Below are 25,971 nucleotides of genomic sequence, written 5' to 3' on the forward strand. Positions count from 1 at the left end.
TCATGATCACACCAGTGAAACTGTGGGGAAAATCGCGGTTGGCCAAGATCCCGCGCAGACTGCCGGCCTCGCCCCGAAAGAGTGAGATCGAATCGATTGCTCGGAGCGCCAACATGATCGGGGCGCAGCCGCTGGCCCCGGTGTATGGCCTGCCCGAGGACCGATTCAGCCCGGACGACGTGCGATCACCCTCGTCGCAGGGCGACCTGTATGCCTACCTGGTGGCCGAGCGCGACCCGGCGGTCGTCGTGGAGTTCGGTTCGGCGTTCGGCGTTTCGGGGATGTACTTCGGTGCGGCGCTCAACAGCGGCCGGTTGTATTCGTTCGAAATCAACCCCGACTGGGCGGACATCGCCGAACGTAACATCAGCACGATCACCGACCGGTTCTCGTTGATCCGCGGAGCCTTCGAGGATCGCGTCGACGACATCCCGGCACCCATCGACATCGCCCTGGTCGACGGTATCCACGACTACGACTTCGTGATGAGGCAGTGGGAGATTCTGCGGCCGCGCATGTCACCGGGCGGTCTGGTGCTGTTCGACGACATCACCTACTGCGACGGGATGCGCAAGGCATGGCGCGAGATCCGATCAGATGATGCGGTCGCGGACTCGCTGGCCCGCTGGCATCGCCTCGGAATCGTCGAGCTCAAAGCGGCTTGATCCGGTCACCGCTGCCGCGAGAAGACGAACAGGTGCTGATTGTGCCAGGTCTCTTCATGAGCCTGCAGGAAGCCCCGTGCGGCGAATAGTGATCGAATTTCGTTGTCGCAGTAACTGTTCAGCCAACCCGCTTTGAGACGACCGACGGATCCGAAGGCCCGCCGGGGCGAGTATCGAGTGCCGCGCGCGCACGCATAGGACAACAGGCACGTCGGGGCGAGTTCGGTCAGCCAGCCGATCACCGACGGTAGGTCCCGCATGTACTCCAGCACGCCCATGAGTACTGCGACGTCGTAGGCACCGATGCCAAAATCCGGAAGTGGCCTCAGGTTGAGGTCGCACACCAGCGTGCCAGGCCCCCTGTCGACGATGTCCGACGGGGTGTAAGTGCACGTGTGATGAAGGTGCCGCTCCAGAACGCGGTTGGCAGCACCGAATTCGATCACCCGGCTGCCCTCGGGCACCAGCGCCGCGGCTCGCTGGGTGCGAGACTCCCAGGACGCCAGAATGTTACGGGTATCCGACCACCGGGTGTAGTCGGTCTTCTGACGCAGTGTCGTGATCATTCTGGGCATGGTTTACCTCGCGTTTCGGTCGTAGCTCGGTGTGGGGAGGCCGAGTTGGTGTGCGACGGTGGCGTATTGGTGGGTGAGTTGTTGGCGGAGGTGGGTGACGGCGTGGTGGGTGGTGGTTCGGATGTGTGGTGCGTTGTGCAGGGTGTGGTGGGTGTGGTCGATGACGGTGCTGGTGGTGAGGGTGTCGGTGCGTAGTAGTGAGCGTTCGTCGTTGATGGATCGGGCGAAGTCGCGGCATTTGGGTTGGTATTCGAGGGATATGACGGGGGTGGCGGACAGGGCGGCGAGGATTCCGGCGTGTAGGCGGCTGACGATGGCTAGTGAGCAGTGGGCGAGTTGGTGGGCGGCGGTGGTGGCGTCGGGTGGGTGGATGATGTCGGCGTCGATGCCGGCGAGGGCTTGTTCGGTCCATCGTCGGTCGGCGTGGTTCATCAGGATGCCGACGAATCGATAGCCTTCGGACGTCAAATGCCGCACGGCACCGCCGATCTGCTCGGCGACCTGTGCTGGATCTTGTCCCCAAAGGTCGTCGTCGCCGAAGCCGAGGTTGAGTCCGATCAGGCCGTCTTCGGCGGTGACGTCGGGGCGGGGCAACAGCAGGGCGGGATCACCGGCGACTGTGACGTCGAGTCCGGCGTCGGCCAGCAGCTCGGCGCTGCGCGGCCCGCGCACGGACACCGTGCGAAACTCCGACAGCAGCGGCACCCAACGCTGCAACTCGTCGGTAGTTTGGGCATTTTGGCGTCGGTCGAAGATCGGGTCTTCCACCCCGACACCAATCGCATAGCTCCCGTTGTTGCGGGTGAGCGCCTGACCCCGGCCGATCAGCCTTCTGAAGTAACGGGTCCCGATGAGAGTGCCGCCGCCGACGAGTTGAATGCTGCGCCGCAGCGATCGGTTCAATCCGGTTGTCGCGGCGCGTAATCGCTCACCGGGAAAGCGCGGCATCTCCAGCACGGTGGCACCGGGCAGCTGCGAACGCACGGCGTCGTAGATCGCGTCGTCACCGATGTTGCCCATGCCCTGCCAGCCTAGGTACGCCACCAGGGCATCGTTCGTGGTGGTCATTGGGACCGCACCGGCGGATCGTAGGTCTGCAGGAACGACTTCGGTTGCAGGAACATCGGCAGCTGAAACCTCAGGTCGGGTTTGAGGGCGGGCGGCCCGATTGCGGCCCACAGGCTCGAAGACGGGCTCCGTGAGGGCCGGATCGCGAAGTCACGAAAGAGGTGTTGCCGATAGGGCAGAGCTGGGCCGAAAAGCTCATTGCCGGAGTGATTTTCGCCGGTGTCCATGTGATAGACGGCTCCGGGGAACGGTAGTGCCTGCAGCCTTCGTCCGTGTTTGCGCCAGTAGTCGAACGCGTAACCGTGTTCGAGGATCTGTTCGAGCCGTTCACCGAAGGCATCGGCGATGTCGTGCTGCGTCGAAGACACCGTCAGGCCGGGCGGGACGTCGTAGGCGTCGAACGGGATGATGAACGACGTCCCGCATACCCGGTGGAAACGCCTGCGCAGACGGTAGGCGTTTCGCGCGCGCGAGTACACCCACCCACGTTTCACCACCCATCCATCGCGACTAGGACGATCCCGCACGAAAGCCGTCACATCTCGGTGGACGAAATCGTCGGCGTCGATGGGCATTACGTAGTCGGGCTGGTAGTCGCGTGCGGCGACGAGCCCGATCGCGTTCTTGGTGCCCTTGTCCCAGATGACCGGTGCCGGACCGGTCCGGGGGCCGTTCACCCTAGAGGGAGGCGGAAAATCGACGTTGACGAAGACCGTCCGGTGCGGCATGGGAAATGACGGTCTGCGGTTGCCGACGACGAAGGCGACATAGTCGTTGCACGACTGCCGGGTCAGCGACTCCAGGGTGTTCTGCAGCAGCGACTCGACTCGCCCGTAGTCGGTGGAGTTGTGGGGATGTCGCAGCGTGGTGATGAACGCGAGCATTCAATGCCCCTTTGATAGCTGACTGGTCGGTGTGGGGAGGCCGAGTTGGTGTGCGACGGTGGCGTATTGGTGGGTGAGTTGTTGGCGGAGGTGGGTGACGGCGTGGTGGGTGGTGGTTCGGATGTGTGGTGCGTTGTGCAGGGTGTGGTGGGTGTGGTCGATGACGGTGCTGGTGGTGAGGGTGTCGGTGCGTAGTAGTGAGCGTTCGTCGTTGATGGATCGGGCGAAGTCGCGGCATTTGGGTTGGTATTCGAGGGATATGACGGGGGTGGCGGACAGGGCGGCGAGGATTCCGGCGTGTAGGCGGCTGACGATGGCTAGTGAGCAGTGGGCGAGTTGGTGGGCGGCGGTGGTGGCGTCGGGTGGGTGGATGATGTCGGCGTCGATGCCGGCGAGGGCTTGTTCGGTCCATCGTCGGTCGGCGTGGTTCATCAGGATGCCGACGAATCGATAGCCCTCGGACGTCAAATGCCGCACGGCACCGCCAATGTGCGACGCGACCAGATTCGGGTCCCGGCCCCAGAGATCGTCGCCGAAGCCGAGGTTGAGTCCGATCAGGCCGTCTTCGGCGGTGACGTCGGGGCGGGGCAACAGCAGGGCGGGATCACCGGCGACTGTGACGTCGAGTCCGGCGTCGGCCAGCAGCTCGGCGCTGCGCGGCCCGCGCACGGACACCGTGCGAAACTCCGACAGCAGCGGCACCCAACGCTGCAACTCGCCTTTGCCTGAGCCGCTGCGTTTCCCGACGAACGTGGGGTCTTCCACGCCGACACCAATCGCATAGCTCCCGTTACGCCTGGTCAGCGTCTGACCCCGAACCACCATCCGTCGCCAATGTCGCCGGCCGATGAGGGTGCCGCCGCCGACGAGTTGAATGCTGCGCCGCAGTGATCGATTCAATCCGGTTGTCGCGGCGCGTAATCGCTCACCGGGAAAGCGCGGCTGATGCAGGACGGTGGCACCGGGCAACTGCGAACGCACGGCGTCGTAGATGGCGTCGTCACCGATGTTGCCCATGCCCTGCCAGCCCAGGTACGCCACCAGGGCTGCGTGATCGGATGGTCCGGGCTCAACTGCCGACAAGGAACCGCGCCATTCCGTGCTTGCGGATGAGATAGCGGGTAGCGGAGCTCTCCCATTTCCGCCGATTCTTTCCGCGGACGTCGATGTGGTGGTGGACGACGCGGATACCAGGATCGAATTGCCTGCCAATGCCTTTGTTGTGCAGGCGGATCGCCAGGTCCTGGGCCTCGTGCGAGCGCAGTGCCGGGTCGTAGCCGCCGACGCCTTTGAACACGTCGGAATAGACGAGCAGATTGCCCTCATGCAGCCAGAACGCAGGCCGGGGAATCGGCTCGTCCAACAGACTGGGCCAGCCGGGGGCCATCGGCCCCGCCACCCGGTGTACCGTGCCTGCGAGCCGCGGCCGGTGCCGCCAATGATCAACCAGCCGTGGGACATTCGACGTGAAATTGCCCCAGACCGAGAATGCCGCGCCGTAGTTGCAGTACTCTTGACTTCCATCGACGCGGCTGACCAACCCGCCGATCATGCCGACGCCGTCGCGGCGATAGCGCTCGGCGAGTTCCCGCGCCACTTCGGGAGTGCCGGCGGTCTTCAACTCCATGTCGGCGTCGACGAAGTGGATGAGAGTCCCGTCGCCGACGTGGTCGATGACTTGGTTGCGATTGGCGCCGGCGCCGCGATTCTGGGGACTGCGCACGAGTTGGACGTCATCACCGAACCCCCGGACCACGTCGACGCTGCTGTCGGTGGAGGCGTCGTCGAGGACCAAGATCCGCTCATAGTTCTGAGCCAGCAACTGCGGAATCAGTTCGCGCAGATGCTGTCCCATGTTGTAGTTGGGGACGGCGGCCACCACGGGCATCGGCCGGCTCATAGTGCCGGAAGCAATTCGGTCAGCGACGCGGCGATCGACGATGCTGCGTTCTCGAGGACGGTGGATTGGAAGCCGCCCAACAGTTCGTAGATAGCCAGATCGGCAGCGATCGGCAATCCGAGCGCCTCGATCGGGTTGTCCAGATTGTCCAGAACAAGACTCAGGTTGTACTCGGGAACGCTGACCAGCGCCGCGTAGAGGATGTCCTCGGTAGCGGCCAGGCTCCCGGACAGGGTGTTGGTGATTTCGGTGAAGGCGTCGGTGAGGTCGCCCGGCACGGCCGCCAGGGCCGCGGGGTCGTTCAACAGGGTCGTCAGCGCCGACACGACCGCGTCGGGATCGAGCGCGGTGGTCGAGGTCGATGATGTCGAGTCGGTCAGACCGGATAACAGCGAATCCAGCGATAGCGAAACGGGATTGGGTCCAGTGCCGGTGAAGTCGCCGATGAAGTCCTGGATTCCCTGCTGGGTGCCCGTGATCAACAGGTTGGGAAGCTTCTCAAGGTCTTCGATGCTGGGGAACAGGCCGAACTCGGTGGCCTCGTTGGCCGGGGTGGTCGACCACCCGTATTCGGGGTCTCCATAACCCAGATTCACCAACGCGGTGAGGTCCGGTTGGAGGAGGTCGGCGATCGGATTGCCGATGATCGGTATATCGCGGACCGGGTCCAAAAGCGGAAGGTCGTCCACCGGAATGATGTAGTAATCCGTCAGGCCTCCGGTGGTTTCCAGCGGGATTGCCGATGCGACCTGCTCTGCGGTGAGGGTGTCGTAGTCGAAGTGAGTTTGGCCCATGAACGCGTTGAGGTCGGACAGCAGATTGAGCGGATACTTCGGAAAGTCCGCCCAGTAGTCGTATTCCATGGTGTAGATGGTGGTCGGGTAGTCGTCGAACGGTGTTGCGCCGGAGAAATCGATTCCCAGGCTGGTCAGGTCTAGGCCGGCGAAGCGTTCGAAGATGCCGCCGTTGGGGTTCATCAGATCACCGATCAGCGTGAAACTGACATTTGAACTGGGAACGCCTTCGGCCTCGAGCTTTGACATCTCCAACGACGCGATGATCGCGCTCTGCGAGTACCCGAAAACGCCCACTTGCGCACCGGAATCGATGTAGGGCTTCAAGGCGGTATCCAAGTCGCTGAGCCCCTGTGACACCGAGTCGTCGAGCGTCAGGTCGTCCAGGCCTAACGGATAGAACTGTTCCGGCGTGTAAAGCGCGGTTGCATCGGCGTTCGACGGCAGAAAGAGACTCTCGATCGTGTTGACCCAGGCGTCGTCTGGCAGCGGCATGCCGCTGCCGCCCATCACTAGGTAGGGAAGCGTGTCGTCGCCGTGTGCGACCGCCGGGGCTGCCAACGGCGCCAGCGGCAGTAGACCCACGCCTGCGGTGGCTAGCATGCCGACCCACTTGCCGCGAGCAACACGGTTCGTCATTTCCGCCTCCGTTGCCCCGTGATGTTGATGTCCGATGTCACCATTGCCCGACACCTTTTGCGACCATCATCGCACCGAGTGCGCCGAGTAGCAGTCCGAAAATTGTTCTGCGACGGGCGAATAACCACGCGTGCATGCCCATGACGACGTACTCGGTCCGGGCCGGCGAAATCACGTGGGCAACGAGCGGAATCTCTGTGATCGTGTACGCCACCAAAGTGAAAACCAGTGCGGCGGCGACCTGGGTGGCGGCCGGCACACCCGACGCGAGGATCGCCAGCATTGCCCCCCAGAATTCGAGCAGCTGAGTAGAGGTGCCCAGTCCGGCGACGAATGGCATTCCGAGCGACTTTCTTTCCAGGACGCTAGACCACGACAGCCGGGGGAGACTGACGCGAGCGGCCGCTGCCGGTGACACGGCGGGTTCGGCGATCTGCGGGTCGATACCGGTGGCGGGCATCATCGCGGGTACGCTCCGGCGCACCGACCGGGGTCTGATCAGCATGCCGGCGCCCACCAGCGCGAGCACACCGACCATGACCTGCACGAACGGTAGTGCGGGATGAATCGCGATCGAATGCGTCAGCCGCACAATGGGAATCAACAAGTCGTGCAAGAAGAAGAGCGCTGCGAGTGCCAGTCCGAATCCGGACGTCATGAGGCCCAACCAATACGCGAACAGATTGGACAGCGGGCGCGGGCGCGAGATCAACAACGCCATGATCCCGATCCGTACCGGATCTTGAGCGGCAATGATCCCGAAAAACAAGACTGCGCTCCACATCAGGCGACCCGCCTCGCTCTGGCTGCACCCTCCAGAAGGTCGGCCGTGGAGCGCACGCTGACCGCGGGCGGGGTCAGCTGGCGGGCTAACGAACGTGCGGCCGCGACATGCTCGGGGGTGAGAACGGTCCGCAGATCGGCGACCAGCGACTCGCGGGTGGTGGTTGAAAAGCGTCTGGCGGAACCGGCTTTGAGTCGTTTGATCTGGGCCGCCCAGATCGGTTGATCCGCGGTGACCCACAAGACCAGCGTCGGAAGCCCGGCCCGCAAGCCCGCGGCCGTGGTGCCGGCCCCTCCGTGATGGACGACCGCGCGGCACAACGGGAAGATCGCGCCGTGGTTCATCGACTCCGCGATCATGACACGCTCGGAGCGTGCGCTGCCGTCGAAGTCGTGGGCACCGGCACCGATCAGAGCTCGCTCTCCCAGTTCGTCACAGGCCGCGCTGATCATCTCCACCGTTGCGCTAAAAGACCGCACCGGCATGCTGCCGAAGCCGAAATAGATCGGCGGTGTGCCGGCAGCGCACCACTCCGTGATCTCGTCGTCGACAGGCGTCGGTTTCGTCATCGTCAGCGCACCGACGAAGGGGCGCTGGCGATTCCATCGGGTCCACTCGGACGCCAGGCCAGGGAAGAACACCTTGTCGTACGCCTGGATTTCGAGCGATCCGCGCGCCATGATGCGTTGCGTCGAGGGCCGGGTCACCCGCGGCAGCCCCAGCTGTCGGCGCTGGTCGTCCTCGGTACGTTTCGTCATCAGCCAATGCGCCCACCACAACGCCGAGATGCTCGACCGAACCAGAGGTGATGGAACCGCCGGCAGAATCTGACCGTTGGCCCGAACCGGAAAGCAGTGCAACTCCGCGAGCGGAATCCGGTGGTATTCGGCGACGTTGACGGCGAGTCCCTGCTGAACCATGCCAGTCAGCAAGAGGTCAGCGCCATCGGCCAGGGACTGCAAGGTCCTGCCCATGTCGGCCCAGACCTCGCCGAGATAATGTTTGCCGGCACGCGCGATCTTGACCGGAGTCGTGATGTCCCAGAAATTGCGGACGAATTCCTCGTCGTTCACGGCTTCGGAACTCGGCCCGTAACTGAGGGCGGCGAGACCGGTCGACTCGACAAAGCCAGTCATGTTGGGCGGAACCGCCATCCGTACCTCGTGACCGCGGCGCTGCAACTCCAGGCCGAGTGCGGCGAACGGCTCGACGTCGCCACGGCTGCCGTGGATCCCCAGGGCGAATTTCATCGGTCAAGCCTTCCGCCGACCCGCCGATTCAGCACCACGGCCAGTGCGACCGGTCGTCGCTCAGCGGGTTGCTCGCCCGCGGATGCAGATTCCGGTAGTGCACCGAACGGCGGAAGTGAAGTGAGCTCATTTTGACATGCACTGTCGTGCAACAATTCTTGGTCATGCTGGGGTACGGCGCGGCGCCGTCGGCCGAATCGCGGCGTGACCCGCTTCTTGAATCGCGCCCAGCGACTCGTCCGACGAAGGGCAAGCGGCCTGGACTTCTTGGGCCGGGACGGCCACCAGTTGCCATTGCCGACCAGAGTGGCGATCGCGGGCACCGTCACGGTGCGTACCAAGAAAGTGTCCAGCAGGATTCCCGTGCCGAGCACGAAGCCGGCTTGCACCATCATGCTGATGCTGGCAAACAACAAGCCGAACATAGATGCGGCGAAAATCAGTCCGGCTGCGGTGATCACGCCGCCGGTCGCGCCGACTGTGCGGATCACCCCGACCCGGATGCCGTGGGCCGACTCGTCGCGTATTCGTGAAATGAGCAGCAGGTTGTAGTCGGCCCCGACCGCCACCAGGATGATGAACGTTAGCCCGGGAACGGTCCAGTGCAACTCTTGGTGCAGGCCGAACTGGAACACGATGGTGCCGATGCCGAGCGCCGATAGATACGAGACAATCACCGAGCAGATCAGGTACAGCGGCGCCACGATCGCCCGCAGCAAGCCGATCAGGATCAGAAAGACGATGACTACCGTCGCGACGATGATGAAGTTGAAGTCTTTGTTGTAGTAATCGCGGGTATCGCGTAGTCCCACCGAGATTCCGGCCAGCGACACTTTGGCGTCGGACAGGGTGGTGTTCGGTTGTGCATGCCGAGCCGTGTCGAGGATCGCGTTCACCTGATCCATGGCGGCGATGCTGAACGGATTCAGCTTGGTCTGCACCAGGTACCGCACCGCATGTCCGTCCGGGGAGACGAAAATGCCCGCCGCCTTCTTGAAGTCGTCCCGCGTCAAGACTTGCGGCGGGATGAAGAATCCGGCCATCGGCGGTGCGTTAGCGCCGTTCTTCATCGCCATCAGGAAGCCGGAGGCGTCGTTGAGACCCGCTCCCATCTGCTTGGTTTGGCCAACCAGGAGGGCGACGGCGTCGGCGAGCTTGCGGCTGCCGTCGGCGAGTTGATTGGCTCCGTTCTGCAGGTAGGCCAGCTTCGCCTGCAGGCCGCCGCCGCCCAACATCTGCGTCGCACTGTTGAGTTGGCTGACGAGTTGCTTCAACTTGTCGGTTGCCGCACCGAGACTCTCTGTGCCCTCGGTCGATTCGAGCTTCTTCGACAGCTCCGCGACGTTGTCGAGGGCGCCGCTCTCATGCGCTTCGGCGATGCGCTGCAGTTGATTGCGGGCGGAGAGACAGTTCGGGTCCAGAGCGCACACCGGGGTTGTGTCGAGGGCGTTCAGAATCGGCCTCGCCAAACTGGCGATGTTGTTGACGTCGACGACGTTCAGATCGAGTGTCTGGCCGAGCGTGCGCATGTCGCCGACGAGTTTGGCGGCGTCGTCGAGTTGGTTGAGAATCTTGGTGCCGCCGAAGTTCTTCTGCAGGAAGGTCAGCGAATCGACGAGGCCGGTGATGTTGGGCAACGCCTGGTCGACCTGACTTCGCAAATCGCCCAACGCATTTGCCAGCTGGTCGGCCCCGTCGGTCATCGTGTCGAGGTCGTTGGTATGGCCGTTGATCTGTTGTGAGGCGTCGCCGAGTTTATTGCCGACCTCACCGGCCTGCCATGCCAACCTGGCCTGCTCCAGTGACTCGCCGGTCGGACGTGTGATACCCCGAACTATCGAGACACTGGGTAGCTGACTCACTCGTTGCGCCATTTGCTCCAGGTCCGCCAAGACTTTCGGGTCTCGCATATCGCGCGGCGACTGGATGAACAGGTACTGCGGGATGATCGTGTCCAGCGGAAAGTGCTGCGCCATCACGTCGTATCCCGCGGCGCTTTCCACCGAGCTCGGCAGAGTTTTACGATCGTCGTAGTTGTAGCGCGCATAGCCCGAGCAGACCGCCAGGGTGATCAGAATCAGTAGGCTCGCGACCAGGTGGATCTTGGGTCGGCGCACGATCCGCACACCCGATGCGCGCCAAAACCGGGTGGTCAGTTCGCGGCGCGGCTTGATCCAGCCGCGCCGCCCCGCAAGCGTCATGATCGCCGGAAGCACGGTCACCGCAGCAAAGAAAGCCACCGTGACGGCGATGGCCAACGCCGGGCCCACCGTCGAAAACACGGGCAGTTTGGTGAAGACCATGGCGACGAAAGTCACCGCTACCGTGGCCGCCGAGGCGGCGATGACTTTTCCGATGGAGCCCAACGCATTTCTGATCGCCTGGTCCGAGTCCTCGCCGCGGCGCACGTAGTCGTGATAGCGGCTGATGAGAAACACGGCGTAGTCCGTGCCGGCGCCGTACACGATGCCGCTCATGAACACCATGGTCTGGCTGGACACGCCGAGGCCCAGTAGGGCCAATCCGGCCAGCACGCCTTGCGCTGTCACGAGCGAAATGCCGATGGTGATCAAAGGCATGACCAGCGTCAGCGGATTGCGATACACGATCAGCAGGATCAGCAACACCATGATCCCCGTGCCGATTTCGATCACGTGCATGTCGCGCTCGCTGATCGCGGTGAGGTCGGCGGCGGTGGCCGCCGGTCCCGCCAGATGGGCGACGAGCGTCGACCCCGCGACGGTTTGTTTGATCAGCCTGGACGCGTTCTGAAACGCGACCGCGCCCTCAGCCGAACCCGCGTGCCCGGCAAGGGCGATTGGCAGGTACCACGCCTTCTTGTCTTTGCTGGACAGCACCTCGCGAACTTCGGGCGAGCCCAGGAAGTCCTGCAGCGACACGACGTCGGCGGAGTCTTCGCGCAGTTTTCCGACCAGGGTTCGGTAGGTGCCTTCGTCGGCGGGGCTGAGGTCCTTGTCGTCGGTGAGCACGGCCAGGACGACGTTGTCAGTTCCCTTGTCGTGGAAGGCCGCAACCATCTCCCGGGCGGCGACCATCATCGGCGCGTCGTTGGGCATGATTTGCGCCTGCTTTTGCCCGATGACCACTGCCAACGGCGGCAGACCCAGGGATACCCCCGCCGCGAGCGCGATCCAGACCACGATGACGACGAGGGGATGCCGCGTGACGAACGCGCCCAGCTTCGGATAGACGCCCTTCGTCGCGGGCGGGTCAACCTCAACCGTCCGCGACGACATGGGCGTGGTTACCTCCGGGGTAGCGTGTGACTCGCTCGGCTACGGGCGCGCGGCAGCTCAGGCGGATTTCATCAAGTCCACCTCACGCGGCGAGGTGGCGGCGTAGGTGTAACGGCGCTCGGCAACCCGCACGTACACCGACTTCAGCACCGCCAGGAATTGGGTGACGGATTCGCGTGCGACGGGGTTGTCCGGGAACAAGACGACCGCGCGTGTCTCGTTCTCGAGTCGGGTCACGCGGATGTCGAATTGGGCCGGCGCCCCGCCGTCCTGGAAGATCCGGGCATTGAGACCCTCCAGCTTCTCGGTGACGAGGGCCGAGAACGGCGGGATGCCGAGGTCGATGTGAAACATCAGCGGCACGCGCCGGTTGGGGCGCTGCAACCACGGCGCCAGATCCAGAACCCGGGCGAACGGGACCTTGGCCAAGTCCCGCCCGGAATCGAACGACGCCTGAGCGATCCGCACGGTCTCGTCGAACGACGAGGGGTCGACGGGCACTGTGATCGGGACGAAGCCGGTAATCCAGCCTGAGGTCATGAAATCCTCAGGTGTGCTGCGGATGTCGGTGACCACGTATCCGTAGTATGTATCGGCGCCGGTCAGCTCCCGCTCCGTCAGTGCGGCGCAGGCGAATACACCGCCGCTGAATCGGGCGCCCGCCGACACGCAGACCGATTCGAATGCGGCGGTCTGCTTCTGGTCGAGCAGTGTGAGGCTCATCAGATCGCAGATGCCGGATCCGTCGCCGAGCGACACCGGGCAGTCGGGCAGTGTTCCGGAGTTACTTTCGAAGTACTTGATCCAAGCCTGCACCTCCGGGGATTCCGCGGTGAGCGATTCCAGGTACTGATGCTGACGTTCGCAATAGTCGAGGTAGCTGCCGGCCTTCGGCAGGGGGATGGGGGCACCTCCACCGGCCAGCGCGGCGTATTGCATTTGGATCTCCGGCAGCAACACGCTCGGGTAGGTGGCGTCGATGTTGATGTGATCGATGGAGATGCAAACCGTGAAGTGGTTCGGGTGCTGAATCACGATGAAACGAAAACTGTCCCATTGCAACGGGGCCGGCGTCGCCATCGCCAGGTCCTGGAGCTCGGCGGGGGTCATCTCGCCGTGCTTGGTGGGAACGAACTTGATCGCCGCGGGGTTGTCGATCGTGTGCCGCACGATGTTGTCGCTGTCGACGTACTCGAACCAGCTGTGGAATGTGTCGTGCCGCCGCAGGTGCATGTTGATCACGTGCGTCATGGCTCGGACGTCGCAGTGGCCTGGGATCTCCCAGGTCGCAATGCAGAGGCGGGACATGTCGACGCCCTTGGCGGCGAAATCGAGCCAGCTGCGTAAGTGCTCGGCCTGCATGTAGCTGGGTGGTGTGGGATTGACCGGCGCCTCAGCGGCTTTGGCCAGCGTGGCCGGCGTCGGGTCCCATGAGACGACTGAACCGGGTTCCGGTACCCAGTCGTACACGCTCTTCACGGTCACTTTCCCTACCTCGAGCACTGTCGCCTCCTCGGTGTGTTATGCGTGGATATCGAAACGTCCATCAGGCCGACATGGCCTCAAGGTCTGACAACTCGTTGCACAGATGGCCGGCGAGGCCACGAACGGTGGTGATGTGGTACGAGCTGATCCGGATGCCCGTCTCTGTCTCGATGCGGGTCCGTAGCTCGAGATTGCCCAGCGAATCCAGACCGTATTCCGCGAGCGACCGGTTGGGATCGACGCTGCGCCGCAGGATCAGGCCGACTTGTTCGGACACCAGGCGGCGCAATCTCGTGGGCCATTCCTCGGATGGCAGCTCGATCAGCTCACCGCGGAATTTGCCTGCCTCCGTGGCGCTGTGGTCGACAGACTGGAGCGCTTCGGCGAACCGGCTTCGTTGCGCGAGCGCGGTCAACCACGGCGTTCCGGAGATCGAGATATAGCCCGTGTAGGCCCGATCGTGCCGCAGGAGCGCCTGGAAGGCGTGAGCGCCGTCTTCCGGGACGATCATGGTGGTTTCACCGCCCTCGGCGAGACCAGCACCGCGACCGATCTTGTCCCATGCTCCCCACGCGACCGCCGAGGCGGGCAGGCCCTGACTGCGTCGCCAATGGGTAAAGACATCCAGCCAACTGTTCGCGGCAGCGTAAGCACCCTGCCCGCGTGAACCCAGCAGCGCCGTCGCGGACGAAAACGAGCAGAACCAGTCCAGCGGCTGGTCGGCCGTCGCGTGGTGCAGATTCCAGGCGCCGTAAACCTTTGGCGCCCAGTCCCGGTCGATGAGCTCGTCTGAGATGTTGTTCAGCGTCGCGTCTTCGACGACGGCTGCCGCGTGCAGCACGCCGCGCAGCGGCAGCCCCGTTGCGGTGGCTGCCTGCACCAGCCGACCCGCGGTGTCACGGTTCGCGACGTCGCCGCACTCCACCACGACGTCAGTGCCGGTGCCACGAATCCGCGTGATTGCCGCCTGAGCCGACGCATCCGGCTGGGAGCGGGAGTTCAAGACGATGCGGCCGCAACCCGCGGCGGCCATCTGCTCGGCCAGGTAGAGGCCGAGACCGCCCAGTCCGCCGGTGATCAGATAGGAGCCGTCGGCGCGGAAGGGGTGAGCCTGATCCGGAGGGACCATCGCGCTGACGGTTCCCGCGCGCGGCACATCGAGGACGAGTTTGCCGGTGTGCTCGGCGGCGCTCATCACCCGGATGGCGGTAGCTGCCTCGTCGAACCGATATGCCGTGAATTCCGCGGGCGGCAATTCACCGTCGGCGACGCGATGGAACACGGTGTCGAGTAACTGCCCGATTCGCTGCGGGTGAGTCTCCGACATCAGCGCGAGGTCGACGTAGTGGAACGTCAGGTTGCGGCGGAACGGGTACAGGCCCAGCCGTGCGTTGGCATAGACGTCGCGTTTACCGATCTCGACGAACCGTCCACCGTCGGCCAGCAATTCGAAGCCCGCGCGTTGGGCCGCGGCCGTCAGCGAGTTGAGCACGATGTCCACTCCGTAGCCGTCGGTATCGCGACGGATCAACTCGGCGAAGTCGGTGCTGCGCGAGTCGTAGACGTGTTCAATCCCCATGCTCTTCAGCAGTGCCCGGCGTTGCGGGCTGCCGGCTGTGGCGAAGATCTCCGCGCCCGCGGCGCGGGCGATGGCGATCGCGGCCTGCCCGACGCCGCCCGTCGCCGAGTGGATCAGCACCCGATCGCCCGCGGCGATTCTCGCTTGGTCGTGCAGTCCGTACCAGGCCGTCGCGTGGCCGGTCGACACCGCGACCGCCTGGTGGTCGGTCAAACCTGCCGGCAGCGTGACAGCGACTCGAGCGTCGCAGGTGACAAAGGTTGCCCAGCAACCGTTTCGGGAAAAGCCGCCAACCCGGTCGCCGACGCGATGCTCAGTGACATTCAGACCCACCGCCGTCACCACTCCGACGAAGTCGACACCCAACTCGGGTTCGCGCTCGTCGATGGTGGGAAATCTGCCCATGGCCATCAGCACGTCGGCGAAATTCAGGCTCGACGCCGTGACGGCCACTTCGATCTGGCCCGGACCTGGCGAAAGACGTTCGAATGCAACGCGTTCCATCGTCTCCAGGTCGCCCGGCGTGCGGACTCTGAGTCGCACACCGTCTTCGGCCTGATCGACGAGAGTCGTGTGCCGCTCGTCCGGGCGAAGCGGCGCGGGCCGCAACCGCGCCACGTACCACTGCCCCGAACGCCAAGCCGTCTCGTCCTCGTTCGAACTGCCGAGGAGTTCGCGCGCCAGCAGTTCAGCGTCGGTGTGGTTGTCCACGTCGATGTGGGTGACGCGCAGGTGCGGGTTCTCGGCGCCGATCACCCGCAGCAGGCCACGTAGGCCTGCCTGCTCCAGGTTCAGGGCCTCCTGGGAGGTGACATGTTGCGCTTCGCGGGTGACTACGAACAGCCTTGGCGAGGTTCCGGGTAGCTCGGTCAACTCCCGTGCGATGCGCACCAGATGGCGAACCTGTTCTCGGCCGTCAGCAAGGGTCTGCTCGTCGATGGTGCCGTCGGACGGTGCCGTCAACACGACCACGCCCGCGAATTCGTTGTCGCGCACGAGGTTCACAAACCGTTCGGAGCTGACGATGTGATCGGCATGCCCCGACCACGCGATCGACGTCACGTCGGTGTCGTGCAGCTTGAGCGTGTCGGCCAACTCGGTCGTCAGCAAGTCTGCGTCGTCGGAGGTGTCGACCAGGAGCCACTTTCCGGTCTGGGCATTGTCGATCGCCGGCAGGGGCTGGGGCTGCCACTCGATGGTCAGCAGATTCTCGGCGAGCAAGCGATCGCGATGCGCGGCTGCCGAGGCGCCGGTACCCATCTGCAGCCCGCGCGCTGTCACCAGCACGGCCCCGTGCGCGTCCAGGAGGTCGAGGTCGGCGTCGAGTCCGGTGGCGGACGCGGTAACCCGCGCGTAGCAATAGCGCGCATCGCGGGCCTGGCCGTGGACGCGTAACCGGCGCACGCCCAGCGGTAACAGCAGACCGCCGCTGCCGATGTGCTGCGCACCCGGGTGCGCAGCGACGGACTGGAAACAGGCGTCGAGCAGCGCGGGATGCACGCCGAACGCATTCTGTTGGGAACGAACCGAACTCGGCACACTGATCTCGGCGACCATGGTGCCGCGGGACCCGTTGCCGGTGTGGACGGCGGCGAGACCGGTAAACGCAGGGCCGAACTGGATTCCGCGGGCGGCGAACGATTCCCGGACATCGGTGCCGTCGAGACGGACCGGGTGGTCGGCCAGCAGCGTGCTCAGGTCGTGCGCCGGCGGGTGATTTTCGTCCACCCTGTGCAACGTGGCGGAGGCCCAACGGGTGTTGGTGCCCTCCTCGTGCGACTCGACGGAGAAGTCCGCGACGGTGTCCGCCTCGACCGACGCCACGGCTCCCACGGTCGTGCCGTCGTCCAGCAGGAGCATCTGCTCGAAACGGATGTCGCGGACCTCGGATGCGTCTCCGAGAACGGTGCGGGCGGCAGCCAGCGCCATCTCGCAGTACGCGGCCCCGGGAAGGGCTGCGACATTGTTGATCTGGTGGTCGGCCAACCACGGCGACGCACCGGTGCCGACCTCGGCATGCCACGCGTGCCGCTCGGGTTCCTCCTGCAAGCGCACGTGGGCGCCCAGCAGCGGATGGACGGCAACCGAGCTGCCGCCGCCGCTCGACACGTCCCGCGGAGTCAGAATCAGTCGACGGTGGGTCCACGACGGCAACGGCACGTCGACCAGTCGTCCCGCCGGATAGAGCACCGAGAAGTCGACCGCGGATCCCGCGGCGTGCAGGTCGGCCAGCAGGCCCCGCAGTCCGTGCGGCAACGGCTGCTGCCGCCGCATTCCGGCCAGGGCGGCGACGGGTGTTTCGGTGCTCTGGGCTGTCTGCTCGACGGCACGAACGAGCAACGGATGCGGCGACAACTCGGCGAAGACCCGGAAGCCGTCCTCCAGCGCGGCCTGCACCGCGGCACCGAATCGCACCATCTGACGGAGGTTTTCGACCCAGTAGTCGGCATCGCAGTACGGATCTTCACGAGGGTCGATCGACGTCGCCGAGTAGTAGGGCACGGTCGCGGACCGGGGGTCGAGGTCGGCAAGCAGCTCGGTCAGCTCGTCCAGGATGGGATCGACCTGGGGGGAGTGCGACGCGACATCGACGGCCACCTCGCGCGCCATGATCTCGCGCTTCTCCCACTCGGCGACCAGTTCGCGGACGGGCCCGGTGGCGCCGCCGATCACGGTGGAGGTCGGCGAAGCGACCACCGCCACCACGACGTCGGTGAGCCCCCGATCGGCGAGCTGCGAAAGCACTTGCTGGGCGGGCAGTTCGACCGATGCCATGGCACCGCCGCCGGCCAGCCGCAGGCAGAGTTTCGCGCGGCGGCAGATCACCTTGACGCCGTCTTCGAGCGAGAGCGCCTCGGATACGACCGCGGCCGCTACTTCACCGAGCGAGTGCCCGATGACAGCGCCCGGTACCACCCCATAGGACTTCAGGGCGGCGGCCAATGCCACCTGCATGGCAAAGATGGTCGGCTGCACGCGGTCGATTCCGGTCACCGTGTCGGGTGCCGTCATCGCGGTTGTCACCGAGAATTCGGACTCGGCCGCGATCAATGGTTCAAGCTGGGCGATAGTCGCGGCGAACACCGGTTCACCGGCGAGCAACTCGGCACCCATGCCCGCCCACTGCGAGCCCTGGCCGGAGAAGACCCAGACGGGTCCGCGGTCGTCGTCTCCGACCGCTGGTTGGTAGGGCAGGTCATCGCCGGCGACGCCGCGCAGCGCGGCCGTCAACGTGGTGACGTCGGAGGCCAGCACGGCGGTGCGTACGGGAGCGTGGGCGCGCCGACGGGCCAGGGTGTAGGCGATGTCAGGCAGCGAGGTGTCACCGGCGTGGCGCTGCACCCAGTCAGCGAGGCGACCGGCCGTATGGCGCAGTGCCTCGACCGATGTGCCCGATACCGGAAACAGCAACGAACCGGTCGTGGTCGAATCGACACTCGAGGCGTTGTGTTCGGGGGTCTCCGGGGCCTGCTCGAGGATGGCGTGTGCGTTGGTCCCCGACATCCCGTACGACGACACCGCGGCCCGTCTGGGGCGTGTTACGTCGTGTGGCCACGGCGTGACATGCTGCGGCACAAAGAGATTGGTTTGGACTTGCGCCAGATCGTCGGGAAGTTGGGTGAAGTGCAGCATGCCCGGGACGGTGCCGTGCTGTAGCGCGAGCACCGCCTTGATCAGGCCGACCGTGCCCGCCGCCGATTCCGTGTGGCCCACATTGCTTTTGACCGAAGTCAGCGCGCACGGACCCGCAGTCCCGTAGACCTGGGCCAGGCCCCGGTATTCGATCGGGTCGCCGACGGGCGTTCCGGTGCCGTGCGCCTCGACCATGCCGACGTCGGCGGGGTCGACTCCGGCCGCGTCCAGCGCCGAACGGTAGGCGGCAACCTGGGCGTCCATCGACGGCATGGTGATGGTGTCGGAGCGTCCGTCTTGATTGGTTGCGCTGCCGCGAATGACGGCCAGGATCCGGTCACCGTCGCGGACCGCGTCTGGCAGCCGCTTCAACAGCACCATCGCGCAACCTTCGGCGCGGGCGAAGCCGTCGGCCTTGACGTCGAAGGAATGGCAACGGCCCGTGGCGGACAGCATGCCGATCGCCGACATCGACGCGTTGAGCCGAGGCTCGAGCATCAACATGCAGCCGCCCGCCAAGGCGAGGTCACTTTCTCCCAAATGCAAGCTGCGACAGGCCATATGCGCGGTCACCAAGCCCGACGAGCACGCGGTGTCGACCGTGACGGCCGGTCCGTTCAAACCGAACGTGTAACTGATGCGTCCAGACGCCATGCTGAACGCAGTGCCGGTGTACCCGTACGGTTCCTCCAGCGCTCCCGCGTCGCCGGTGACCAGTGTGTAGTCATCGTGCGCCAATCCGACGAAGACGCCTGTGGCAGAACCGGTCAACGATGCCGGGTTGACTCCGCCGTGTTGCAGGGCCTCCCACGAGGTCTCCAGCAGCAACCGGTGTTGCGGGTCGATCGCCGTCGCTTCGCGATCGCTGATACCGAAGAACTCTGAATCGAAACCCGCGACGTCGTCGAGAAATCCACCCCACTTCGTCACCGACCGGCCCGGCACGCCTCGTTCAGGATCATAGGCGCTCTCGGCATCCCAACGCTCAGTGGGGATTTCGGTGATCAGGTCGTCGCCGCGGAGCAGCGCGTCCCACAGCAATTCGGGGGAGTCGATGCCGCCAGGCAGCCGGCATGCCATCCCGATAATGGCGATGGGGGTGACACGAGACTCAGTCACGACCGGTCACCCGGCCTCGGCAACCGAGACAATCTGCGAGGCAGCCAACTCGTCGGCCAGGAATTGCGACAGTGCCCGCACGGTGCCGTGGTCGATGATGTTCTGGGCACTGATCCGGATCCCGGTCTCGGATTCGACCCGGGTGCGCAACTCGAGTGTTCCGAGCGAGTCCAACCCGTATTCCGACAGCGGTCGGTCGGGGTCGACGGAGCGCCGCAACAGCAGACCGATCTGCTCGGACAACAACTTTCGCAGGCGGCCCGGCCACTCCTCGACAGGCAGCTCGTTCAGTTCGGCCCGCAACTTGCTCGAGCCCTTGACGCCGGGCCCCGCCGACTTGAACATCTCGGCGAACTTGCTGCGTTGCGCGAACGTGGTCAGCCATGGCGAGCCGATCAATGGCGCGTAGCCGGCGTAGGCACGGTCGTGGCGCAGCATCGACTCGAACGCGTAGGCGCCCTCGTCGGGTGCGATGGCGGAATCGTGTTGCTCAGCCAGCGCGGTCGCGCGTCCCACCTCGCCCCAAGCCCCCCACGCGATCGAGGTCGCCGGCAAGCCTTGGGATTTCCGCCAGTGGGTGAACGCGTCCAGCCAACTGTTGGCCGCGGCGTAGGCGCCCTGCCCGGGTGAGCCGACGAGCGACGCGGCCGAGGAGAAGGAGCAGAACCAGTCCAGCGGTTGGTCGATCGTGGCCTCGTGCAAGTTCCAGGCGCCGTAAACCTTTGGCCGCCAGTCACGGTCGATCAGGTCGTCGGTGATGTTGACCAACGTGGCGTCCTCGACGACCGCTGCGGCGTGTAGGACGCCCCGCAACGGAAGGCCGGTGCTGGTCGCCGTCTGGACCAGCCGGTCCGCGGTGCCGCTCTCGGAGATGTCACCGCATTCGACGACGATGTCGGCGCCCCCAGCCCGGATCAGGTCGATGGTCTCGCGCGCTTCTTCGCTCGGCTGCGAACGCGACGTGAGCACAATACGCCCACATCCTGCTGCGGCCAGCTTCTCGGCAAGGAACAAACCGAGTCCGCCGAGTCCGCCGGTGATGATGTAGGACCCGTCGCCCCGGAAAACGCGCACCAGACCCGGTGGGACGGCCACATCGCTCGGCTCCGAACGAGGCACGTCGAGCACTAGCTTGCCGGTGTGCTCGGCGTTGCTCATCGCGCGAATCGCGTCGGCCGCCTGGGTGAGTGGGTAGTGCGTTGTTTCGGGCATCGGCAACACCCCGTCCGCGGTCAGCCGGTAGACGGTGGCGAGGAGGTCGTGGAATCTCTCAGGATGGCTGTGTGACATCAAACCCACATCGACCCCGTGGAACGCGAGATTCCGGCGGAATGGGAACAAGCCGAGGCGGCTGTCGCCGTAGATGTCTCGCTTGCCGATTTCGATGAATCGCCCTCCGAGCGCTAGCAATTCAATCCCGGCTCGCTGAGCCGAGCCGGTCACCGAGTTCAGCACTATATCCACCCCGTACCCGTCGGTGTCCGTTCGGATCTGCTCGGCGAACTCGACGCTGCGCGAATCGTAGACGTGTTCAATGCCCCAGTCGCGCAACAGTTGTCGGCGTTGCTCGTTACCGGCGGTGGCAAAGATCTCGGCACCGGCGGCCCGGGCGATGGCGATCGCCGCCTGCCCGACGCCACCGGTTGCCGAGTGGATCAGCACCTTGTCGCCGCGGCCGATGTGGGCCAAATCGTGCAGGCCGTACCACGCCGTCGCGTGGGCGGTCGTGATTGCCGCGGCCTGCTTCTCGGTGAGGCCGTCGGGCAGCGTGACCGCAAGGTCGGCGTCGCAGGTCACGAACGTGCCCCAGCAACCGTTGGGGGAGATGCCCCCGACCCGATCGCCGACCTTGTGTGCCGTCACGTCGCTGCCGACGGCGCTCACCACTCCTGCGAAGTCCGTGCCCAGTTGCGGCAGCCGACCTTCGAACGAGGGATAGCGACCGAACGTCACCAGTACATCGGCGAAGTTGATACTCGACGCGGTAACTGCGACCTCGATTTCGCCCGGTCCGGGTGGAACGCGGTCGCACGCGGTGAGCTCGATCGTCTGCAGGTCGCCTGGCGTACGGATCTGCAGACGCATCCCGCCCTGCTCAGGATTGACCGACGCGGTGAGCCGCTCCTCGGCCCGCAGCGGGCTCGGGAACAGCCGCGCGGTGTACCACTCGCCATCTCGCCACGCGGTCTCGTCTTCCTCTGAGCCGCTGAGCAATTGCCGCGCGAGTCGTTCGCGGTCGGTCCGCTCGTCGAGATCGATCTGCGTCACGTGCAGATCGGGATACTCGTTGCCGATTGATCGCAGCAGCCCGCGCAGACCCGCCTGCTCAAGATTCGGCCGGTCGCCGTCGACTACGCATTGTGCGTTGGTGGTCGCGACGAACAAGCGGGGCGGTTCGCTGCCGCTTTCGGGCAGCCCACGGATGATGCGGACCAGATGCTGAACGTAATCGCCACCCCGCGGCGCGCACTCGCTGTCCGGATTGCCGTTCTTGGGACCGGTGAGGACAACCATCCCGCGGAATGCGCCGGTGCGAAGATGCTCGGCGAGCTGTTCGGCGTTCGCGGCGTGGTCGGCTTCCTGAGGCCAGCACATCGTGGTGGTTTGGGCACGCTCCAGCTTCAGGGCATCGGTCAACGACGTTGCCACCACGTCCGCGCCGGCGGAAGTACTGATCAGCAACCAGTTTCCGGCCTCGTCCTGTTGTGGCTCGGGCAGTTCCCGCTGCTGCCATTCGATGGTCAGCAGCCGTTCGTTCAGCAGGCGTTGGCGATTGGCACTCTCGGACGAGCCGCTGCCGATCTGTAGCCCCTCGACGGCGAGCACGACGGCGCCGTGCTCGTCGAGCAATTCGAGATCGGCCTCGACCCACGTCGCGTCGGCGCGGGTGACGCGCGAGTACGAGTAGCGGATGTCGCGGGCCGCCCCGTGGGTGCGCAACCTGCGCACACCGAGCGGCAACATCAGACCGCCGATCCCGGCCGCCTGAATCGCGGGGTGAGCGGCGACGGACTGGAAGCAGGCGTCCAGTAGGGCGGGATGCACACCGTAGGCAGTTTGTTGCGACCGAATGGAGGGCGGGAGACCCACCTCGGCGAGCACCGTGTCCACGGTGTTTTCAGCGATCAACACGGCGGCCAACCCGGCGAAGGCCGGACCGTACTGCAGACCGCGCTTGTCGAAACCCTGCCTCAGTTCGTCACCTTCGACCCGCCGCGGATGCTGAGCGAGCAACTCGGCGATGTCGTGCGGAGCCGGAGCGTCGTCTTGCTCCCCGGCGTACAGGATTGCGCTGGCCCGCCGGGCTCGTTCGCCTTCCTGTTCCGCCTCGACCGTGAACTTGATGATGCCGGGTGACTCGACCGTCGCAGCGGCGGCGATCGGTGTCTTGGAGTCGAGGAGCAGCATCTGCTCGAATCGAACGTCGCGGACTGCCGCTGTGTCGCCCAGGATTTGACGAGCCGCGGTCAGCGCCATCTCGAGATAGCCGGCGCCTGGAAGTACGGCTATGTCGTGAATCTTGTGATCGCCCAGCCAGGGCAGTACATCGGTGCCGACCTCGGCTTCCCAGGCATGCCGCTCCGGCTCTTCGAGCAGGCGCACGTGCGAGCCCAACAACGGGTGTACCGCTACGGTGTTGATGCCCTGCGAGCGCAGGTCTTTGACGCCGGGTTCGTAGACGAACTGGCGATGCGTCCACGACGGCAGCGGCGCGTCGACCAACTGCCCCTGCGGATAGAGGACCGAGAAATCGACTGCCGCGCCGGCACTGTGCAGATCGCCCAGCAAAGGTCGCAGACCATGCGGCAGTTCCTGTTCGCGCCGCATTCCGGCCAGCGCCGCGACCCGCATGTCCAGGCCCTTGGCCGTCTGGTCGACGGCATGGGTCAACAGCGGGTGCGGTGACATCTCCGCAAAGACTCGGAAACCGTCTTCCAGTGCCGCTTGCACCGCCGAGGCGAATCGCACGGTGTACCGCAGATTTTCGACCCAGTATTCGGCGTCGCACTGCGGCAGGTCGCGCGGGTCGAAGTGGGTGGCCGAGTAGTAAGGAATCTCGGGCTCACGCGGTTGGAGGTCGCCCAGCACCTCGGTCAGGTCGTCGAGAATCGGGTCGACCTGGGGGGAGTGGGACGCGACGTCGACAGCCACTTCGCGCGCCATGATCTCGCGTTGCTCCCAGGCCGTGACCAGTTCACGAACGGAGTCGGTTGCTCCGCCGATCACCGTCGACTTCGGGGAGGCGACGACAGCGACCACGACATCTTTGATGCCGCGCGCCATCAACTCGGAAAGCACCTGTTGAGCAGGTAATTCCACCGATGCCATCGCGCCGGCGCCGGAGACGCGCAACATCAGTTTCGAGCGGCGGCAGATGACGCGTACGGCGTCCTCTAATGACAGCGCACCTGCGACGGCGGCGGCTGCGGCCTCGCCCATCGAGTGTCCGATGACTGCGCCGGGGACCACCCCGTACGACTTCAAGGTGGCGGCCAGAGCGACCTGCATGGCGAAGATGGTCGGTTGGACTCGATCGATTCCGGTGACGGTCTCCGGTGCCGAAATCGCCTCGGTCACCGAGAATCCGGATTCGGTCGCGATCAAGGGCTCGACCTTCGCGATGGTCGCAGCGAAAACCGGCTCGACAGCCAGCAATTCGGCGCCCATCGCGGCCCACTGCGAACCCTGCCCGGAAAACAGCCATACCGGCCCAAGGTCGTCGCGGCCGGCAGCGGGCTCGTAGGGGATGTCATCGGCGGCGATATTCCGCAGCGTCGCAGTCAACTCCGGCAGGCTGGCGGCCGTCACCGATGTCCGCACCGGGCGGTGCGCGCGCCGACGCGCCAGGGTGTAGCCCAGATCCGTCCCGGTGATTTCCTCCGCGCGGGCATCGACCCAGTCGGCAATTCGTGCTGCTGTCTGGCGCAGTGCGTCGGCCGAGGTCGACGAGATCGGGAACACCAGCGGGCCGTCGGCCGCTGGGCTGGTGTTCTCGCGGTCGGCCGGGGCGACTGCGGGAGCCTGCTCGAGGACCGCGTGCACGTTGGTTCCGGAGAAGCCGTACGAGGACACCGACGCCCGGCGGGGGTGACTGCCGTTGGTCGGCCACGGCGTGTTGGCCTGTGGCACGAAGAGTTTCGTCTTGATGTCGGCGAGCGCATCAGGCAGCCGTTCGAAATGCAGATTCCGGGGAACGACGCCGTGCTGAAGAGCCAGGATCGCTTTCATCAGCCCGAGTGGCCCCGAGGCGGACTGCGCGTGACCGAAGTTCGTTTTGACCGACGCCAACGCGGTCGGACCGGTGATGCCGTAGACGTTGGCCAGGCTCTCGTATTCGATCGGGTCGCCGACCGGTGTCCCCGGTCCGTGCGCCTCGACCATGCCTACCGTGGCCGCGTCGACACCGGCCGCGGCCAAGGCAGCCCGATACACGGCGGTCTGCGCCTTCGCCGACGGCACGGAAATATTGACGGTGTGACCGTCCTGGTTTGCCGCCGTTCCGCGCAGCACCGCCAGGATCCGGTCGCCGTCGGCCGTCGCGTCACTCAACCGCTTGAGTAGCAGCACCACGCTGCCTTCGGACACGGCGAATCCGTCGGCCGCGGCGTCGAATGCGTGGCAACGACCGGTGGGGGAGAGCATGCCTTCGGCTGATCCCGCTGCGAACTTTCGCGGTTCCAGGCTGACCGAGGCACCTGCCGCGACTGCCAGATTGCTTTCACCGCTGTGCAGGCTGCCGCAGGCCAGATGGACGGCCAGCAGACCCGACGAGCACGCGGTATCGACCGTGACCGCCGGGCCGTGTACCCCCAGCGCGTACGAGATGCGTCCGGAGCCCAGGCTGAAGTTCGTCCCGGAGAACCCGTATGGACCTTCCAACGCCGCGGCGTCTGCGGCGAGGTAGGAATAGTCCGAGTGCGTCAGTCCGACAAACACGCCGGTGAGCGTTCCGGTGATCTGGTCCGGGCTCAGGCCGGCATGTTCCATGGCCTCCCAGGCGGTTTCGAGCAGCACGCGATGCTGGGGATCACTGGCGAGCGCCTCCCGATCGCCGATCCCGAAGAAATCGGCGTCAAAGCCGGTCGGGTCGTCCAGGAACGCAGCCCATTTGGAGATCGAGCGGCCCGGGACCCCCGGCTCCGGGTCGTAGTACTGATCCATGTCCCACCGGTCGACGGGCACCTCCTTGACGAGGTCGTCGCCGCGCAGGAGCGCTTCCCAGAGCTGTTCGGGGGACTCGATCCCACCGGGCAGTCGGCACGACATGCCGATCACCGCGATCGGAGTTGTCGGCTGGCAACCGGTCGATGCCGACGGCTGGCCCGAGTCCGAGTACGA

General features: G+C 65.3%; 13 protein-coding genes. 1 reads left to right on the forward strand and 12 read right to left on the reverse strand.

Annotated features, from left to right (window positions below; translation table 11 throughout):
* Positions 1–2: 2 nt before the first annotated feature.
* Entirely contained in the window at positions 3–665 is a 663-nt protein-coding gene (locus MKK62_RS21065) for an O-methyltransferase (protein ID WP_240258019.1), read from the forward strand.
* A gap of 5 nt (positions 666–670) precedes the next feature.
* On the opposite strand, the gene MKK62_RS21070 is transcribed toward MKK62_RS21065, so the two are convergent.
* From MKK62_RS21070 to pks2 (MKK62_RS21125), 12 genes are all read right to left on the reverse strand, one after another.
* The gene (locus MKK62_RS21070; RefSeq protein ID WP_240258018.1) at positions 671–1,231 is read right to left on the reverse strand and encodes a class I SAM-dependent methyltransferase; all 561 of its coding nucleotides are present in this window, start codon (positions 1,229–1,231) and stop codon (positions 671–673) included.
* Positions 1,232–1,243: 12 nt separating this feature from the next.
* Positions 1,244–2,308: a polysaccharide pyruvyl transferase family protein gene (locus MKK62_RS21075; RefSeq protein ID WP_240258017.1), complete on the reverse strand. Its 1,065-nt coding sequence runs from the start codon at positions 2,306–2,308 to the stop codon at positions 1,244–1,246.
* Positions 2,305–3,192, reverse strand: a complete 888-nt coding sequence (locus MKK62_RS21080) for a glycosyltransferase family 2 protein (protein WP_240258016.1) — start codon at positions 3,190–3,192, stop codon at positions 2,305–2,307. Before MKK62_RS21080 ends, MKK62_RS21075 begins: the two co-directional genes overlap by 4 nt.
* Positions 3,193–4,233: a polysaccharide pyruvyl transferase family protein gene (locus tag MKK62_RS21085; protein WP_240258015.1), complete on the reverse strand. Its 1,041-nt coding sequence runs from the start codon at positions 4,231–4,233 to the stop codon at positions 3,193–3,195.
* A 28-nt stretch (positions 4,234–4,261) separates the two neighbouring features.
* Positions 4,262–5,080, reverse strand: coding sequence for a glycosyltransferase (locus MKK62_RS21090; protein ID WP_240258014.1), 819 nt, complete (start codon positions 5,078–5,080; stop codon positions 4,262–4,264).
* Positions 5,081–5,088: 8 nt separating this feature from the next.
* A complete protein-coding gene (locus tag MKK62_RS21095) occupies positions 5,089–6,525 on the reverse strand; it encodes a PE-PPE domain-containing protein (RefSeq protein ID WP_240258013.1) in 1,437 nt (478 codons plus the stop codon).
* A 37-nt stretch (positions 6,526–6,562) separates the two neighbouring features.
* Entirely contained in the window at positions 6,563–7,309 is a 747-nt protein-coding gene (locus MKK62_RS21100) for a GAP family protein (protein ID WP_240258012.1), read from the reverse strand.
* Positions 7,309–8,559 (reverse strand): glycosyltransferase, encoded by a 1,251-nt coding sequence (locus MKK62_RS21105; RefSeq protein ID WP_240258011.1) that lies wholly within the window; start codon positions 8,557–8,559, stop codon positions 7,309–7,311. The genes MKK62_RS21100 and MKK62_RS21105 overlap by 1 nt, the downstream gene beginning before the upstream one ends.
* Positions 8,556–11,816 carry an MMPL/RND family transporter gene (locus MKK62_RS21110; protein ID WP_240258010.1) on the reverse strand — a complete coding sequence of 1,087 codons (3,261 nt, stop codon included), beginning with the start codon at positions 11,814–11,816 and terminating at the stop codon, positions 8,556–8,558. Before MKK62_RS21110 ends, MKK62_RS21105 begins: the two co-directional genes overlap by 4 nt.
* Before the next feature lie 57 nt (positions 11,817–11,873).
* Complete coding sequence (locus tag MKK62_RS21115; RefSeq protein WP_240258009.1) at positions 11,874–13,301, reverse strand: condensation domain-containing protein; 1,428 nt, start codon at positions 13,299–13,301, stop codon at positions 11,874–11,876.
* 61 nt (positions 13,302–13,362) lie between these two features.
* Positions 13,363–19,593, reverse strand: coding sequence for a sulfolipid-1 biosynthesis phthioceranic/hydroxyphthioceranic acid synthase (gene pks2 / locus MKK62_RS21120; protein WP_240264017.1), 6,231 nt, complete (start codon positions 19,591–19,593; stop codon positions 13,363–13,365).
* A 45-nt stretch (positions 19,594–19,638) separates the two neighbouring features.
* Positions 19,639–25,899 carry a sulfolipid-1 biosynthesis phthioceranic/hydroxyphthioceranic acid synthase gene (gene pks2, locus MKK62_RS21125; RefSeq protein ID WP_240264016.1) on the reverse strand — a complete coding sequence of 2,087 codons (6,261 nt, stop codon included), beginning with the start codon at positions 25,897–25,899 and terminating at the stop codon, positions 19,639–19,641.
* Positions 25,900–25,971: the final 72 nt, after the last annotated feature.

Source organism: Mycobacterium paraterrae, assembly GCF_022430545.2.
GTDB lineage: Bacteria > Actinomycetota > Actinomycetes > Mycobacteriales > Mycobacteriaceae > Mycobacterium > Mycobacterium paraterrae.